This is a genomic window from Acetobacter zythi (assembly GCF_963921165.1).
Taxonomy (GTDB): Bacteria; Pseudomonadota; Alphaproteobacteria; order Acetobacterales; family Acetobacteraceae; genus Acetobacter.
This window is the reverse complement of the sequence record NZ_CAWUEO010000023.1, coordinates 22,866-39,242: the sequence shown is the minus strand read 5'-3', so window position 1 is coordinate 39,242 and position 16,377 is coordinate 22,866. Positions and strand designations below refer to the sequence as shown.

Annotated in this window: 13 protein-coding genes; 12 read left to right on the top strand and 1 reads right to left on the bottom strand. The window is 49.7% G+C overall.

What is annotated here, in order from left to right; translation table 11 throughout:
• Positions 1-75: 75 nt before the first annotated feature.
• The 9 genes from AABE20_RS08740 (at position 76) to AABE20_RS08700 (ending at position 11,450) form a co-directional block, all read left to right on the top strand.
• A complete protein-coding gene (locus AABE20_RS08740; RefSeq protein WP_338332703.1) occupies positions 76-1,689 on the top strand; it encodes a class I SAM-dependent DNA methyltransferase in 1,614 nt (537 codons plus the stop codon).
• Complete coding sequence (locus AABE20_RS08735; RefSeq protein ID WP_338332702.1) at positions 1,689-2,090, top strand: nucleotidyltransferase substrate binding protein; 402 nt, start codon at positions 1,689-1,691, stop codon at positions 2,088-2,090. The genes AABE20_RS08740 and AABE20_RS08735 overlap by 1 nt, the downstream gene beginning before the upstream one ends.
• Positions 2,087-2,389, top strand: coding sequence for a nucleotidyltransferase family protein (locus tag AABE20_RS08730; RefSeq protein WP_338332701.1), 303 nt, complete (start codon positions 2,087-2,089; stop codon positions 2,387-2,389). The genes AABE20_RS08735 and AABE20_RS08730 overlap by 4 nt, the downstream gene beginning before the upstream one ends.
• A 12-nt stretch (positions 2,390-2,401) precedes the next feature.
• Positions 2,402-3,676: a restriction endonuclease subunit S gene (locus AABE20_RS08725; RefSeq protein ID WP_338332700.1), complete on the top strand. Its 1,275-nt coding sequence runs from the start codon at positions 2,402-2,404 to the stop codon at positions 3,674-3,676.
• Positions 3,673-6,858, top strand: a complete 3,186-nt coding sequence (locus tag AABE20_RS08720; RefSeq protein WP_338332699.1) for a type I restriction endonuclease subunit R — start codon at positions 3,673-3,675, stop codon at positions 6,856-6,858. Before AABE20_RS08725 ends, AABE20_RS08720 begins: the two co-directional genes overlap by 4 nt.
• A 124-nt stretch (positions 6,859-6,982) precedes the next feature.
• Complete coding sequence (locus tag AABE20_RS08715) at positions 6,983-8,740, top strand: ATP-dependent nuclease (RefSeq protein ID WP_338332698.1); 1,758 nt, start codon at positions 6,983-6,985, stop codon at positions 8,738-8,740.
• A gap of 282 nt (positions 8,741-9,022) precedes the next feature.
• On the top strand, positions 9,023-10,132 hold the full coding sequence (locus AABE20_RS08710; protein WP_338332697.1) for a 3'-5' exonuclease: 1,110 nt from the start codon (positions 9,023-9,025) through the stop codon (positions 10,130-10,132).
• Between the two features lie 497 nt (positions 10,133-10,629).
• Positions 10,630-11,106, top strand: a complete 477-nt coding sequence (locus AABE20_RS08705; RefSeq protein ID WP_212345448.1) for a hypothetical protein — start codon at positions 10,630-10,632, stop codon at positions 11,104-11,106.
• Entirely contained in the window at positions 11,103-11,450 is a 348-nt protein-coding gene (locus tag AABE20_RS08700; RefSeq protein WP_212345451.1) for a TIR domain-containing protein, read from the top strand. The genes AABE20_RS08705 and AABE20_RS08700 overlap by 4 nt, the downstream gene beginning before the upstream one ends.
• A gap of 261 nt (positions 11,451-11,711) precedes the next feature.
• Here AABE20_RS08700 and AABE20_RS08695 read toward each other — a convergent pair whose 3' ends face one another.
• A complete protein-coding gene (locus AABE20_RS08695; RefSeq protein WP_338332696.1) occupies positions 11,712-12,158 on the bottom strand; it encodes a hypothetical protein in 447 nt (148 codons plus the stop codon).
• 215 nt (positions 12,159-12,373) lie between these two features.
• Between AABE20_RS08695 and AABE20_RS08690 the strand changes: the two genes are divergently transcribed.
• The 3 genes from AABE20_RS08690 to AABE20_RS08680 all read left to right on the top strand — a co-directional run bounded on the left by AABE20_RS08690 (position 12,374) and on the right by AABE20_RS08680 (position 16,369).
• Positions 12,374-12,634 carry a type II toxin-antitoxin system RelB/DinJ family antitoxin gene (locus AABE20_RS08690; RefSeq protein ID WP_212345502.1) on the top strand — a complete coding sequence of 87 codons (261 nt, stop codon included), beginning with the start codon at positions 12,374-12,376 and terminating at the stop codon, positions 12,632-12,634.
• Positions 12,631-12,924, top strand: a complete 294-nt coding sequence (locus tag AABE20_RS08685) for a type II toxin-antitoxin system RelE family toxin (protein ID WP_212345505.1) — start codon at positions 12,631-12,633, stop codon at positions 12,922-12,924. Before AABE20_RS08690 ends, AABE20_RS08685 begins: the two co-directional genes overlap by 4 nt.
• Positions 12,925-13,318: 394 nt before the next feature.
• Positions 13,319-16,369, top strand: coding sequence for a BPTD_3080 family restriction endonuclease (locus AABE20_RS08680; protein WP_338332947.1), 3,051 nt, complete (start codon positions 13,319-13,321; stop codon positions 16,367-16,369).
• Positions 16,370-16,377 lie beyond the last annotated feature (8 nt).

Below are 16,377 nucleotides of genomic sequence, written 5' to 3'. Positions count from 1 at the left end.
ATTGCCTCTCGACCAGATCGCCAGTTTCCGTCAAACTGGGGCATCTGAATTTTCTGAGAAACAAGGCTTTCTTTCATGCCACGCGGTCGCCCTCGCAAAAACCCTGATGCTGCCCCTGCCCCCAAGAAAACCACCAAGGCCAGCAAAGCCAAGGCAGCGAGTGCGACACTGGGCTTTGAACAGCAGATGTTTCTAGCGGCTGACAAGCTGCGCAAGAACCTTGAACCCTCAGATTACAAACATGTGGCCCTTGGCCTGATCTTCCTGCGCTACATTTCCACCGCGTTTGAAGCCCGCCATGCTGAACTGATGCTGGATGATCCGGCAGCCGCGGAAGACCCCGACGAATATCTGGCTGAAAACATCTTCTGGGTGCCCGAGACCGCCCGCTGGTCTCACCTGAGAGACAACGCCCGTTCCCCCGGCATTGGCAAGATGATTGATGAGGCCATGCTGGCCATTGAAAAAGCCAACCCGGAACAGCTCAAAGGCGTTCTTCCCAAGGATTACGGACGCCCTGCCCTTGATAGCGTGATGCTAGGGGAACTGATTGACCTGATCTCCGACATCGGCATGGGCGATACGGATGATAAGGCGCGGGACGTGCTGGGCCGGGTGTATGAATACTTCCTTGGCGGGTTTGCTGGAGCCGAGGGCAAGCGCGGGGGCGAATTCTACACGCCTTCCAGCGTGGTGCGCACGCTGGTTTCCATGCTCGAACCCTATAAGGGCCGGGTGTATGACCCGTGCTGTGGCTCTGGTGGCATGTTCGTGCAGTCTGAACGCTTTGTGGAAACCCATGGTGGTAAGCTGGGTGACATCGCTATTTATGGGCAGGAAAGCAACCACACCACATGGCGTCTGGCCCGCATGAACCTTGCGGTGCGGGGTATTGGCGCGGATATCCGCTGGAACAATGAAGGCAGCTTTCTGCGCGACGAGCTGAAAGACCTGCGCTTTGACTATATTCTGGCCAACCCACCCTTTAACGTCTCGGACTGGTGGAATGCGTCCCTGGAGGAAGACCCGCGCTGGCAGTATGGCAAGCCACCTGCGGGCAATGCCAACTATGCGTGGCTCCAGCATATCCTTTGGCATCTGGCCCCCGACGGCACCGCTGGCGTGGTGCTGGCCAATGGTTCCATGTCCTCCAACCAGAACAGCGAAGGCGAAATTCGCCGCCGGATGGTGGAAGCCGATGTGGTGGACTGCATGGTGGCCCTGCCCGGTCAGCTTTTCTATTCCACGCAGATTCCGGCCTGTCTATGGTTCCTCACCCGCACCAAAAAGCAAAAGGGCTGGCGAGACCGGCGCGGGGAAATCCTGTTTATTGACGCCCGCAAGCTGGGCACGATGGTTGACCGCACCCGCCGGGAACTGACGGACGAGGACGTGGCCCGCATTGCCGACACCTACCACGCATGGCGTGGAGAGAAGAACGCGGGCACCTATGAGGATAGTCCGGGCTTCTGCAAATCCGCCACGCTGGATGAAGTGGAACAGCACGGCTTTGTGCTGACACCGGGCCGCTACGTGGGAGCAGAGGCAGCCGAGGAAGACAGTGTACCGTTTACCGAACGCTTTGCAGCCCTTGAAAAGACCCTGAAAGAGCAGTTCGCACAAGGAGAAGTCCTGAACACTAAAATTGCCGCATCCCTCAAGCTGATTGTGCAGAAGGAGAGTGCGTAATGCTGTATCTTACCCCATTGGAACGCGCTCTCGACCGGCTAAAGGAAGGCTGGGTACGACACCTTGCCCAACCCGACGACGAACAGTTGCGGGATGGCCTGATCCAGCGTTTCGAGTTTACCTATGAACTCAGCCACAAGACCCTGAAGCGCTTTCTGGAAGCCAATTCAGCCTCGCCCGAGGAGTATGACCGCATGGGCTTTCCGGACATGATCCGCTCCGCCAACGAAGCCGGACTGCTGAAAAGCGCATGGCCCCAGTGGAGCGTATTCCGCAAAATGCGCAACCTGACCAGCCATACTTACAACGAAATGACGGCCAAACAGGTTGTGGCCACCATTCCCGATTTTATTGCAGAAGCCGAGTTTCTGCTGGCCACGCTGAAAGAACGCACAGCGTGACAGGGCAGATCGACATCACCCCCGAAGAGCGGGCTATTGTGCTGCGGATACTCAACGAGATTGTGCCTGACCGTGAAGTGCGGGCTTTTGGCTCGCGTGTCACAGGCAAGGCCAAGCCATTTTCTGATCTCGATCTGGCGATTATGGGTGATGACCCTTTGCCTTTGGAAATACGAGCACGGCTGGAGGAAGCTTTCTCAGAGTCTGATCTGCCGTGGAAAGTTGATATTCTCGATCAATTTTCATCAGATAAAACTTTTCAGGGTTTGATAAACCCTGTTTCTATATTTTTAGAGTAAGATGTTCAAAAAATGACTATATTCACTTATAAATTTCGACTTAAAGATGTCACAGAAATTCAAGTTGGATTCCCTTTTAAAAGCGCAGAATACTCAGAAACTGGTATTAAACTCCTACGAGGTGACAATATTGGGCAAGGCTTTCTCCAATGGAATGGTGTTAAATTTTGGCCCATTGAAAAATCATCTCAGTTATCCCAGTATATTTTACAAAAAGATGATGTCGTCATCGCAATGGATCGTCCTTGGGTATCCAGCGGATTAAAGTATTCAGTAATACACCAGGAAGATGATGGGTCACTATTAGTGCAGCGCGTCGCTAGATTACGCTCCCTACCAGGCATACATAAATATATATTGCCATATATAATAGGATCAGGAAATTTTACAAATTATATCCTCTCAGTTCAAACCGGAACAACAATTCCGCATATTAGTCTAGATCAGATAGGAGATTATGAATTTTTCGCTCCTCCTATCAAAGAGCAAGAGAAAATTGGCAGTCTGTTACGTAGGTTGGACGATAAAATAGACCTTAACCGCCGGACGAACGAAACGCTGGAAGCCATGGCGCAGGCGTTGTTTCGGGACTGGTTTGTCGATTTTGGCCCGACACGGGCAAAAATGGCCGGAGAAGCTCCTTATCTCGCACCAGAACTGTGGGAACTCTTTCCCGATAGGCTGGATGATGAGGGGAAGCCTGAGGGGTGGATAAATAGTCTTGTTGGCAAACAATTTGATGTCACGATGGGGCAGTCTCCACCGGGAAACACTTACAACTCTGACGGAGTAGGCATTCCTTTTTACCAAGGGAAGACGGATTTTGGCTTTATTTTCCCGCAACGCAGGATGTATTGCACCGCACCCACTCGTTTCGCAAACGCATTAGATAGCTTGGTAAGCGTCAGAGCTCCTGTTGGCGATGTCAATTTTTCTGAGGAAAAATGTTGCATTGGCCGAGGACTCGCCTCCGTTCGTCATCCTCATAACCTTCCTTACTACACTTATTTCACTATGAAATTTTTACGAAATGTCTTTTCGTCTTTTGAGAATACTGGGACAGTTTTTGGCTCTATAAATAAAAAGCAATTTGAAGACTTGTTTGTCATCGAAAGCGGTTTGGAAAAAGCCTTTGAAAGCCAAGTGATGCCTACTTGTTCTAAAATTATAGCCAACGAAGCAGAATCCCGTACCCTCACCCAACTCCGAGATCTCCTTCTCCCCAAGTTAATGTCTGGCGAGATCAGCATCCGGGATGCCGAAAAAATGGTGGAAGACGCGGCATGAGCTTTCTGTCCGAAAACGAGATCGAAGATTGGGCCTGCGATATTCTGCGCGAATGTGGCTACACCATTGTCTGGGGGCCGGATATTGCCCCCGGTGGCAAAAAGCCCGAACGCACTTCGTTATCGGACGTCATTCTGGAAAAACGCCTGCGGGCAGCCATAGACAAGCTAAATCCACACCTTCCCCAAACCTCGCGCGATGAAGCCCTACTCGCTCTGATCCGTGAAGACACACCCGACCATGTAGACGAAAACCGCCGCCTGCATGACTATCTGGTCAATGGCGTGCCGGTGGACGTGGTGCGCGGGGATGGCACCCAGTCTGGCGATCGGGTACGCCTGCTGGATTTTGAGAACCCGAAGAACAATGACTTTCTGGTCGTGCGCCAGTTCGTCATTGAAAAAGACGAAGCCAACCGCAGGCCAGACCTCGTTCTGTTCATCAACGGTATGCCGCTTGGGGTGATTGAACTCAAAAGCCCGAGTTCCGAGAACGCTACGCTGGATTCTGCATGGAACCAATTCCAGACTTACCGCAGCCTTATTCCATCGCTGTTCCGCTTCAATGAAGCGCTGATGATTTCGGATGGCAGAGAAGCCCGCATTGGCTCGCTGACCGCCGACCGTGACCGCTTCATGCCATGGCGCACGATCAACGGCGAAGACCTGATCGCCAAAAACCATGAGGAAATGGAAACCGTATTGCGGGGCGTGTTTACGCCACACTGGTTTCTGGGCCTGATCCGTGACTTTGTGCTGTTTGGCGAGAAGAACGGCAGCCCTATCAAGATTCTGGCGGGCTATCACCAGTTCCATGCCTGCCGGAAAGCCGTGGCGCAGACTGTGCGGGCTTCGGCACCGGATGGAGACCGAAAGGTCGGTGTCGTGTGGCATACGCAGGGGTCAGGCAAGAGCCTGCTCATGACGTTCTATGCTGGTGTGATTGCCCGCCACCCGGAGATGGAAAACCCCACCATCATTGTGCTGACAGACCGCAATGATCTGGACGACCAGCTCTTCGCCACCTTCTCCGGCGCACAGGCTTTGTTGCGCCAGACACCGGAGCAGGCGGAAAGCCGGGAGGACTTACAGAAACTCCTCCGGCGCAGCTCTGGCGGTGTCATCTTTACCACCTTGCAGAAATTCCAGCCTGAAGACGGAGAAACCAGCCTTCCCGTGCTGGCCGACCGACGCAATGTGGTGGTCATGGCCGATGAAGCACATCGCAGCCAGTATGGACTGGAAGCCAAATTCAACCCGAAAACTGGTAAAATGACCTACGGGTTTGCCAAATATCTGCGCGACGCTCTGCCCAATGCCTCCTTTATCGGCTTTACCGGCACACCCATTGAAAATGCTGATGTGAACACACGCGGTATTTTTGGCGATTACATCGACATTTATGATATCGCGCAGGCTGTCGAGGATGGCGCAACCGTGCCCATCTATTACGAAAGCCGCCTTGTACGCATCGAACTGGATGAAGACCTCAAGGAAGAGCTGGACGACGAACTGGCCGATATTGTCGAAGGGCTTTCCGAGAACGAGGAACATAAGCTCAGCCAGAAATACTCTCGGGTGGAAGCACTGGTCGGCTCAGAACCCCGCCTGCGTCGGATTGCCGAAGACCTTGTGACCCACTTTGAAAATCGCCTGACCGCCCTTGAAGGCAAAGGCATGATCGTGGGCATGAGCCGGGCCATCTGTGTGGCTCTGTATAACGAGATCATCCGCTTGCGCCCCACCTGGCATAGTGATGATGACAATGAAGGAGCCATCAAGGTGGTGATGACCGGAAGTTCATCTGACCCTGCCGGATTCCAGCCCCATATTGGCAAGAAGTCCAAGGCCCGGCGTGAGCTGCTGGCAAAGCGCATGAAGGACAACAATGATCCGCTCCGACTGGTCATTGTGCGCGACATGTGGCTGACGGGCTTTGACGTGCCCTCCATGCACACCATGTATGTGGACAAGCCCATGCGCGGGCATGGGCTGATGCAGGCCATTGCCCGCGTCAACCGCGTATTCAAGGGCAAACCCGGCGGCTTAGTGGTGGATTATATAGGTCTGGCCCAGAACCTGAAGACGGCTCTGGGCGAATACTCCGCCGGAGACCGCGAACAGGTTGGCATTGATGAAGGCGAGGCCATCCGCGCCTTGCAGGAACGCTACGAAGTCGTGCGGGCCATGTTCAACCCCGGCCAGACTGGTGGCTTTGACTACCGCCCCGCCTTGCAGGACGGCGCGACACCCAAGGCCAAGCTGTCCATCATGGCGGGAGCGCTTGACCATATTCTGGGCCAGCAGCAACGCGCCATGGCATCCGCCAAAAATGATGAAGAGCGTAAGGCCGCCCAGAAACGCTACCCTGATGCCGTCAAGGCACTCTCGGTTGCCTTTGCGCTGGCTTCCGCCAGTGATGAAGCCGCCAGACTGCGCGATGAAATCGGGTTTTTCGAGGCTGTCAGGGCGGCTCTAGTCAAGAGCTTGAGCAATGGCACCGATGGGCGCAGTGCACAGGAGCGCGAACTGGCCATCAGGCAACTGGTTAGCAAGGCGGTCGTTTCAACAGACATCATCGACATCATGGAAGCTGCTGGCATTGGAAAGCCTGATATTTCCATCCTCTCGGACGCCTTCTTGCAGGAAGTGCGGGAAATGCCCCAGCGCAATCTGGCCATTGAAGCGCTCAAGAAACTGCTGGAAGGCCAGATACGCAGTCGAACCCGTTCCAACATCACGGAAGCCGAAGCCTTCTCACAACGGCTGGAACAGGCTGTCGCCCGCTACCATGCCAACGCCCTGACGTCCGCTCAAATTCTGGATGAACTCATCCGCATGGCACGTGACATGGCCTCCGCCCGCGACCGGGGCGAAGAACTGGGCCTGACACAGGAAGAAATCGCGTTCTATGACGCGCTGGCCCAGAACCAGAGCGCCAAGGAAGCTATGGGCGACCCCAGCCTACGGGTTATCGCCACAGCACTGGTGAAGACCATTCGGGAGAATGCCACAGTGGACTGGACCGTCATGGCGCAGGCACGCGCCAAGATGCGCACTTCCGTCAAACGCCTGCTCCGGCAGTATGGATACCCGCCGGATATGCAGGACGAAGCCGTGCAGCACATTCTACGCCAAGCGGAGCAGTTCGCACCTGTTTGGGCTAAAAAAAGGAATTTTTAATGGTGGTAGTTATAAAAATTTATGCAAATAGAATAACCAATAAAATACCACCTTGAGAAATAAATGCATTATTTTTATGTTATATTATCAACATATCTTCCATATTTATTCATGGAGTTAACCCTTGAAGATTATTTCTGCACGAATTCGTAACTATCGTACTGTTTTAGACGAAGTATTACCTGATCTTGACAAGGGATTGACGTTAGTTGGCCCAAACAATGCTGGGAAAACAAACTTACTGAAAGCGATCAGGCTATTTTTTACTGGCTATAACAACTCTCTTGGATATAACAGAGAGAGTGATCTCAGCTTTGGACAAGGAAGAAATCAAACTAATATATCCATTACTTTCCGTATAGAACAAAGCGACAGCGACGAAATAAACAACATTATAGAAAATATAACGGAATTATTAAAGGTTGATAAACCAAAAAACAACGAAATAACAGTATATTTGACCTTCTCATCTTCCTCAAACCCAATCTATAGAGTTTATCCCAATTCAAAAAGACCAACCATTGCAACCACAAAAGCTTCTTACTCAAGATTTGAGCGATCTTTCATGGATATTATTTTTAACAAATTTTCTGTTCATTATATACCATCAGATAAAAGTAGCGAACAGCTTTATAATGATTTAATTCTTCCATTTTTATTAAAAAAAGCCTTTAGTGCCCTTACTCCACACATGACAATAATAAGCTCAGCAATGGATTCCGTTGCAAAAAGCTTTAATCTTTCTCTACAAAAAGCAAGCATCAATGGGCTCAAAAGCTCTTTTACTTTTCCTTCAGATCCCAATCGTTTTTTTAAAGAAGTTGATTTCTCATTAAGTGATCCAGAAAAAACTAGTATTTTTAGTAAAGGAATGGGAATCCAATCTGCTGCAATTCTTTCTTCGTTTAATTGGATTACGCTTGAAGAAATAAAAGATGATAAAAATGTCATCTGGCTACTGGAAGAACCTGAGTCATATTTACATCCAGAACTTGCATCACAATGCGACAGAATGATTGACGAACTCCGAGACTGTTCACAAGTAATTTGTACAACTCACTCCTTAGGATTTGTCCCTCAAGATCCACGAAGAACGTTAGGAATCGAACGCCTAGAAGGTTGGACAAAAGCCCATGTATTTAAAACCTATTATGAAGCAACAAACAAAATTAGAAAATCTCTGGGTGTTAAATTTAGTGATTTCTATAACTTGAATCATTTTAACGTTATTGTTGAAGGAGAAACAGATAGAGAGTACCTAGAATTTTTTGGAAACTATATTAAAAAAATAAATCGTGCGATCGATTTTCCTATCATTACTTCAAAAGCAATTTCATACTTAGATCAAGGTGGGGTAACTGGGTTGGAGGGGTTTGTACGCGCCACATATCAATTCATTCGAGAAGAACGCCCTTGCGTAATACTTATCGACGGAGACGCAGCTGGTGATAAATGTCGCAAAGCATTGCAAGGATTTTTAGGCCAAAAACGAATTCCATTCGAAGCAAACAAGAATTTTATTATTATAAGAGACCGCTTCGCAATAGAGGGGCTGTTTCCAGATAATTGGATTTCTGAACTCTACGACAAAAATCCCAATTGGTTTGATGGCTATGCAATAGATGCAGAGGGAAAATTAATGCCTTTCAGCGTAGTGGACGGCCATAAACGGCAATTCATGACTCAAATTCTTGCTAAAATTGAAGAAGAAACTAATCCAGACTGGGCTGAACCTTGGCTATTATTTCTCACAGTATTAGAAAAGGCTCTTTACAATGAAGGTATAAGAATTTATGGAAAAATTATTGAAAAAATACTTTCCTATACAAATCCATATCCGCAATCTGAAAATGAATTTCAGACGAATATAATTTCGGAATGAATATCACAATGACAGTTATTAAATTCACATATATTTAGAGATAAAAGATAATTTCTTTCCACATAATTTCGAGCATAACCACTTCCCAGAATGTTTAACCAACGATATAAGGAATTCAGTAATCAGAAGACAGCACGTCGCTACTCTTTTTGCTGTTTCAACGGGTTAGAAAAGTGCTACTGCGGGTTGATGAGGGTTCGAGTCCCGCAGTTCGCACCACAAACTGTTGAAAAACAGAGGTATTTTGTCCGAGAGGGAATTTTCCCATAATGGGAAAACTTCATGCTCCGCGCCATCCCGTCCCGACGCACAGGACAGCCTCGTTATCACTTCCGCCGCATCGTCCCGGCACTGCTCCGCCCCCTGTTGGGCAAGACCGAGATTTCCCTTGTCCTCCATACCTCTGATAAACTGGTCGCCCGTGAACGTGCAGCCGCCCTGTATGCCAGGACGGGACAGCTTTTCAGAGCAGGCAAGATGCAACACCCCACCAAAGACGACCTTCTGGCCCTCTATCGCGACCTGATTGACAGCTACGAGGCCGCTCTGAAAGCTCAGGAAGACAGTGCCGCAAAAGTGCTCGAAGCCGAGCGCGCCCAGCATCTCATTGAAAAAGCCGATCTGGTCACCAAGCAATCAACCTTCCTCAATACGGTCCTGCCTCACATGGAAGGCCTTCTGAAGGGATTGGGACAACTCAGGCACACCCTCGAAAAACGGGAAGTGTGGGCTGTCACCGAAAAACAGGGCTTACAAAACCAGATCACCACGCTTTGTGGCCTGATCCAGACCAGCCTGCCTCACAATGAAGATAAACCCGATGGGCAGAAATCCTCGTCCAAACAACCGCGCAGCATGAAACTGTCGGCAGCGGCGGACATCGTCGCCCATAACGCCCGCTTTGACAGACTGTTTGCCGAACGCTTCTGGGAGGGGTTTTCAACACTACCCTGGGCCTGTTCCATGGAAGATGTGCCTTGGCAGGCAGAAGGCTATGAAGGGCGCAGCCTTGGTTATCTCGTCATGCAGGCCGGGTGGTTTTTTGAGGGACACCGGGCCGCTGATGATTGTCTGGCTGGTGTGACCTTACTCAGCACACGTCTGCCTAAAACACAGACCCCAGCCCTCTCCGCCCTGCTTCAGGAAGCGCGGCAACCCCGCTGGCAGATCTGGGCGGAGAATGCCCCCTTTGACCTTAAAGATAAGCTCAAGGCCCGTGGCTACCGCTGGAATGACGGCACAGATGGTCGCCCCAAAGCGTGGTTTACCGAAGTGCCGCAGGCGCAAAAAGAAGACGAACAGCATTTCCTGAAAACAGAAATCTATCTTCGTGAGGTCGCCCTGCTCACCCGTGAAATTACCGCATGGGATCGTTTCTCAGCCCGTGCCTGAAACACGCCCCTTTCCATTCCCCACTTCCCTTATTCCTCGGCATGGCAACAGCAGACAGGCGGCAATCGCCTACTTGTCGGACATGGTGCATAGCCATTTGGTAGTCGTAAAGCGGACTGCTCGATTTTGGATGCGGTTTAATATCATCAAGTGCTAGAGGTGCGAAACTTTTTGATTTGCATTACTTGCGAGTATCGCTGAAATGCACACGAACGAATGTTATCTGTCGGATTCTAAGATCGGAACACTTCTAGGTAATGACAATATCAACATATTTTCTGCTAAATGGGATTGATCCACGGATGGTTTCGAGCTTGTCGCGTGAATCCTTAACAGCGTCATGGAAAGTTGCGTTCTTGGAGTAATATAAAATATTGTGATTCCGCCGTCGGTGATTGCGTCATGTGTCAAAAAAAATTAAATAATAACTGATCATTGTGCACAGTCTTACAATCGAGGTATATTAAAAACACACGTTTTTCTTTGGGATTGTAAAAATGAGTGATGATGTGAAAGAATATAAAAAAAGCTTAAGTGATGAATTAGACTTCAGTAGCATAGATCAATACCACGAATCTATTATGCAAATTAGCAATCAATGTTTCGAATATAAAAAATTATGCGTTGGAGCTATCGGTATAATTATAGCGGCAATGTTAAAAATAAATTCACAAGGCACTCTTATATTTGTTCCATTAATTTGTATATTTGTTACAATAGGATTCTGGATGTGTGATTCTACAGCCTATTATTATCAAAGAGCTAATAGGCAAAAACTTTCCTCCATACAAAATAAAATTTCAAACAGGAATGAGCAAGGTAATTATAATTCAGAACCTATAAAAAATTCTTTTATTATGTCTATATTTAACAAATCAATGATACTCTACATGTATTTTATTTCAATACTTCTTTTGTTTCTATTAACAAAATTAACTATTAATATAATGCATTGCTGCGTGCAAAAAGTATGAAAATATTCGTAAGCTACACGACTAGGGATGGTGTGATAACAAGAGATTTTTTATCTTCTCTTGCAGGAAAACTATCTGATCTTGGAGATGTATATATTGATATTCTGCACAATGATTCTAAGGATAAACAAGAAAGAGTGAAAAATGAGCTTCAGGAAGCAGATATTTTTTTACTATTAAGCACTAGTTCTATAAAGAAATCTCCATGGGTTGCGTGGGAAATAAATAAAGCAAACTCTTTGAGAGTGCATAAAATAACAATTGATGCAAATGATTTGTCCACATGTTTGATAATAGAAAAATCAAGAGAGTTTCTTATTAAAGCAATTTATGATTTATCATGACTAAACTATATATCGGCTTACTCCAGTCTCCGTTCGTAAACGGACCTTCCGCTTCCCCCCCATATCTGCCATCAAACGCTTTGATCGTGAACATGGGCTGGGCCTGACTTGCCAGCAGCCCACCAATCAGCGCAATACCCCATGGCTGCGCAGTTCCATCCCATAACCGCCGATATTATTGGCCCATAGCGAGTGATGATTGGAGCAAGAGATCACAGAAAGAGAAACGCGACAGGCCTCTCACCCTCTGTGACCTCATGTTCAAATTGAACGCACCCTTTTCATCCTGCGCCGAATATTCAGAACCGTTGCTGGTGATACACCGACCCGATTGGCAATCTCACGCAACGTCATTTTCTGACTGTCCGGGGAGGCAAGGATGGCCTCAATCTCCTTCCTGCGCCCTGTAGCCGTATTGTGTCTGGGCTTGGGCGGACATGTCGTTTGCACAGGATCGGGGGGTTCCGGAGCCTCAGTCTCCCTGATGTGCGTTTTCAGTTCTTCAGTCTCACTGATATGGGTCTGCCGAACAGCCGCCAGATCACGCAGGATCACTTCCAGATTTATCGCCTCCGACATCTGGCGGCTTTTCCTTGTGTCCATCTGAAAACTGACCCGCTTCATCAGATCATCAATCGTGTTGATGGGAAGTTCAAATTGAACAAGATCAGCCAGAATCACCATACGCTTCAAAACAGCCTCGGGCATGACATCCCCGTCCTGACTGGCTTGTCTGTAGGCACGCCTTACAAACTGGCGATCCTCTCGCAGTGTGGTCCAGTGGTTCAGTACCTTCCAAAGCATGAGGAGGCAGTTTTGATCGTCGGTCAGATTTTAACAGACGCTTACCCGCCGATACGATTACACTTCATTTGTATAAACGTATGTGATACACATGTTCATACAAATAAGGGAGATCTTCCATGTCCGCTGTTACATTTCGGGTAGATGAAACACTGAAGGCGGCTGCCGTTGAGAAACTATCAGCGCAAGGTATCTCTCTTTCCGATGCATTGCGCGATACCTTGGCCTACATCGCAGAAACCGGCCGGTCCCCCGTTAAACGTCAGCTTGTCACGGATGAGGATGCCCACCTCCTCGAAATTGTACGAGAACGCCTTAAAAACCCTGCCCCAAAACACCGCATGACTTTTGCAGAACTGAAGAGCCGTCATCACGAATGAAAGAGTATTCGCTTGAATTCGATGAGAGGGCATTGAGAGAATGGGATGCGCTCGACGGAAGTGTCCGCAAGAAATTCGAAAAGAAGATGGAGAAATTAATCTGGAATCCTCATTCCCGGGGAAATGAGCTTCATCGTGATCTGGCTGGATTTTATAAAATCAAACTTCTTAAAGACGGGTATCGCCTTGTCTATCAGGTCATAGACGAACGTATCGTCATTTATGTGATTGCCGTTGGCCGTAGAACCGATAATGAAATTTATGCATTAGCAACAAAACGGACAGACTGAAATTTTTGCTTCCATTACACGTCTGTTTTCGCCGTCATGGCGGATCTCGTTACAAATTTTGGGAAAACCAAAAAGCGGACATGAGAACATGTCTCATCTGATTGGTCGGCTCAGTAAATCCCAACTGTCTTCAAAATTGCTGATGCCGGAGCAGATAGGTCCATGCCTTGTGTAGGACGGGTTAACCGCCGACGCGTTGTACCTGGTTGTTTCAAGGGGAGAGAGAAGCAGTCAAAAATCTCAAGACGAGATTTTGAGCAACAAAATTGAGCTTACACCAAAAAAAGGCATTATCAATCTTCTATATCAGCCTGTGAGCAATACCTCGCCGGGTTGCAAATTGTTTGTTAAAGTTGATTTCAATATCCCTCTGCTGTCTGGATTATCCGGTTTGATGCAACACGACTTCTTCCTCCGCCCCGTCGTCAACTCCCCTTATGGATATCCGGCGCTTCACTGGGCACTAGACGAACATGGGCAGCCAACAGGAATCCTTGTAGAATCACGGCGAGCGGCGGAATTCGTTACGCCGGTTCCCAAACCCAAGAAAACCAAGGCGACAGCAGCTCAAGCCAGTCTGGTCTACACAGATGCAGAAGGGCTTTCCTCCGAAGAGCAGGAATACAATCATAGCCGCCTCATCAACGAGGTGCGTGCAGTCGTCGATGCATGGCGGCAGCTTCCCAACCCGGACCAATGGGGTGTGACGCCTGAAACCGCACGGCTGCTTCGTCATTGGCGGCACCATAATTTCAGCGGAATCAAGCCCTTCTTCTGCCAGCTCGAGGCAGTCGAAACGGCAATCTGGTTAACTGAGGTCGCGCCCAAGCTGGGTAATCGGGGCGTACGTTTCATCAGGCATCTCAAACAAGCCAACGACGGCGCCAATCCCGGACTGTCCCGCCTTGCACTCAAGCTTGCTACCGGGGCCGGCAAGACGACCGTTATGGCTCTACTGATCGCGTGGCAAACCGTGAACGCCGTCCGTCATCCAGGGAGCAAACTGTTTTCATCAGGCTTCCTGATCGTGGCCCCCGGCATTACAATCAAGGACCGGCTCCGTGTCCTGCTCCCCAACGATCCGGACAGCTATTACCGCTCGCGCGAAATTGTTCCACTCGACATGATGCCAGACGTGATGAAGGCCCGGATTGTCATTACCAACTACCATGCTTTCAAGCTGCGTGAACGGCTGGATCTTGCAAAAGGTACTCGCACGGTTCTTGAGGGTTGGCGAGAGGAAACGGTCCAGACACTGGAAACAGAAGGACAGATGCTTCAGCGGGTCATGCCCGAACTGATGGGTCTCAAACGTGTTGTCGTGCTCAATGACGAAGCGCATCACTGCTATCGCGAGAAGCCGACAACGGACGAGGAAGGGACACTCAAGGGCGACGACAAGGCGGAAGCCGACGAGAACAACAAGGCTGCCCGGCTCTGGCTGTCCGGCCTTGAAATCGTGCAGCGTAAACTTGGCATCGCAACGATCTTCGATCTCTCCGCAACGCCATTCTTCCTCCGAGGCTCAGGTTACGCAGAAGGCACACTCTTCCCATGGACGATGAGTGACTTTTCTCTGATGGATGCCATCGAATGCGGGATCGTAAAACTGCCCCGCGTCCCGATTTCCGACAACGTGCCCGGCAGCCGGATGCCGCTGCTGCGCAATCTGTGGGATAATATCGGCAAGGATATGCCCAAGAAAGGCCGCGGTAGCAGCGCTGTGGCTGATCCGGAAAAATTGCCGCATCTACTCTATGACGCGCTGGACGCGCTTTATGGACACTACCGCCAGGTCTTTGAGCTTTGGGAGCAGCAAGGCATTGACGTGCCGCCGGTCTTCATCGTCGTCTGCAACAACACGACGACTTCCGAACTCGTCTATAAATACATCTCTGGATGGAGCGAGATTGACGAAGACGGTAACGAAATAGTCGTAAACACAGGGCGTTTCCCGCTCTTTGCCAATTACGATGAAAATCATCAGCGTTATTCCCGCCCGCGCACCATCCTGATCGACAGCGCCCAGCTTGAATCTGGGGAAGCTCTCGATCCCAGCTTCCGTGCTGCTGCGTCCGACGAGATCGAACGCTTCCGCCGCGACATTGCAGAACGTGAAGGCAACCCGCAGGCAGCAGCCAAGATTGATGACGCGACTTTGTTGCGCGAAGTCATGAACACCGTTGGCAAGTCCGACAAACTGGGCGCGCAGATCCGTTGTGTCGTCTCCGTCTCCATGCTTACCGAAGGATGGGATGCGAATACCGTCACGCATATTCTTGGCGTCCGTGCCTTTGGCACGCAGCTCCTGTGCGAGCAGGTCGTCGGTCGTGCTCTGCGCCGTCAGTCCTATGAGCTGAACGCAGACGGCTTGCTAAACCCCGAATACGCCGACATCCTTGGCATCCCGTTCGACTTTACTGCAAAGCCCGTCGTTTCAGTCCCGGCTACCCCAAAACCGACCACGCATGTTCATGCTGTGCGTCCTGACCGGGATGCTTTGGAAATCATTTTTCCTCGTGTGGCGGCCTATCGTACAGAATTGCCCAGCCAGACAGCTAAAGCGGAGTTCACTCCAGATTCCACACTGGAACTGACGCCGGATCTTGTTGGTCCGACAAACACAGAGAATGCGGGTATTATTGGAGAGAGTAACAATCTTACGCTTGCTGACATGAAAGATGCCCGTTCTTCCACTATTATCTTCAAGCTTGCGACCTATCTCATTACTCGAACCTATCGAGATGCGGGGGAAGACCCGCCTTTGCACCTCTTCGGCCCCATTCGTCGGATCGTTCGGGAATGGATAGACAGTCATCTCGTCTGCAAAGGCGGAACCTATCCTGCGCTCCTGCTTCGCCCTGATATTGCGGAGCGGGCAGCGGAGAAAATCAAGAATGCCATCACGCGCGCCAATATTGGTGAAAAACCGGTCATCGTCGTGCCCGATCCTTTCGCGCCGATCGGCTCATCGGCCGATGTAAGTTTCGTTACAACAAAGACGACATGGAAAACCGATCCAAAGAAAAGCCATATCAACGTGGTCGTTTGCGACAGCGACTGGGAGGCGGAGTTCTGCCGTGTAGTGGAGAAGAACTCTCACGTTTTGGCCTATGTAAAAAATCAGGGACTTGGCTTCGAAGTGCCTTACAATGATGGCCATGTTTCCCGCCATTACCGGCCCGACTTTATCGTCCGCATTAATGATGGAGAAGCAGATCCACTCAATCTGGTGGTCGAAATTAAGGGGTATCGAAAGGAAGACGCGAAAGCCAAGGCCGAGACAATGCGCACATTGTGGATTCCCGGTGTGAATCATCTAGGAACCTGTGGACGCTGGGCTTTTGAGGAATTCAAAGACGTTTTCGAGATCGAAGACAAATTCAACGAATTGGTGGATCGCTTGCGTGCCGCCTCGACAACAAAGACAACAGAAGTGGCTTAAGAGAGCGA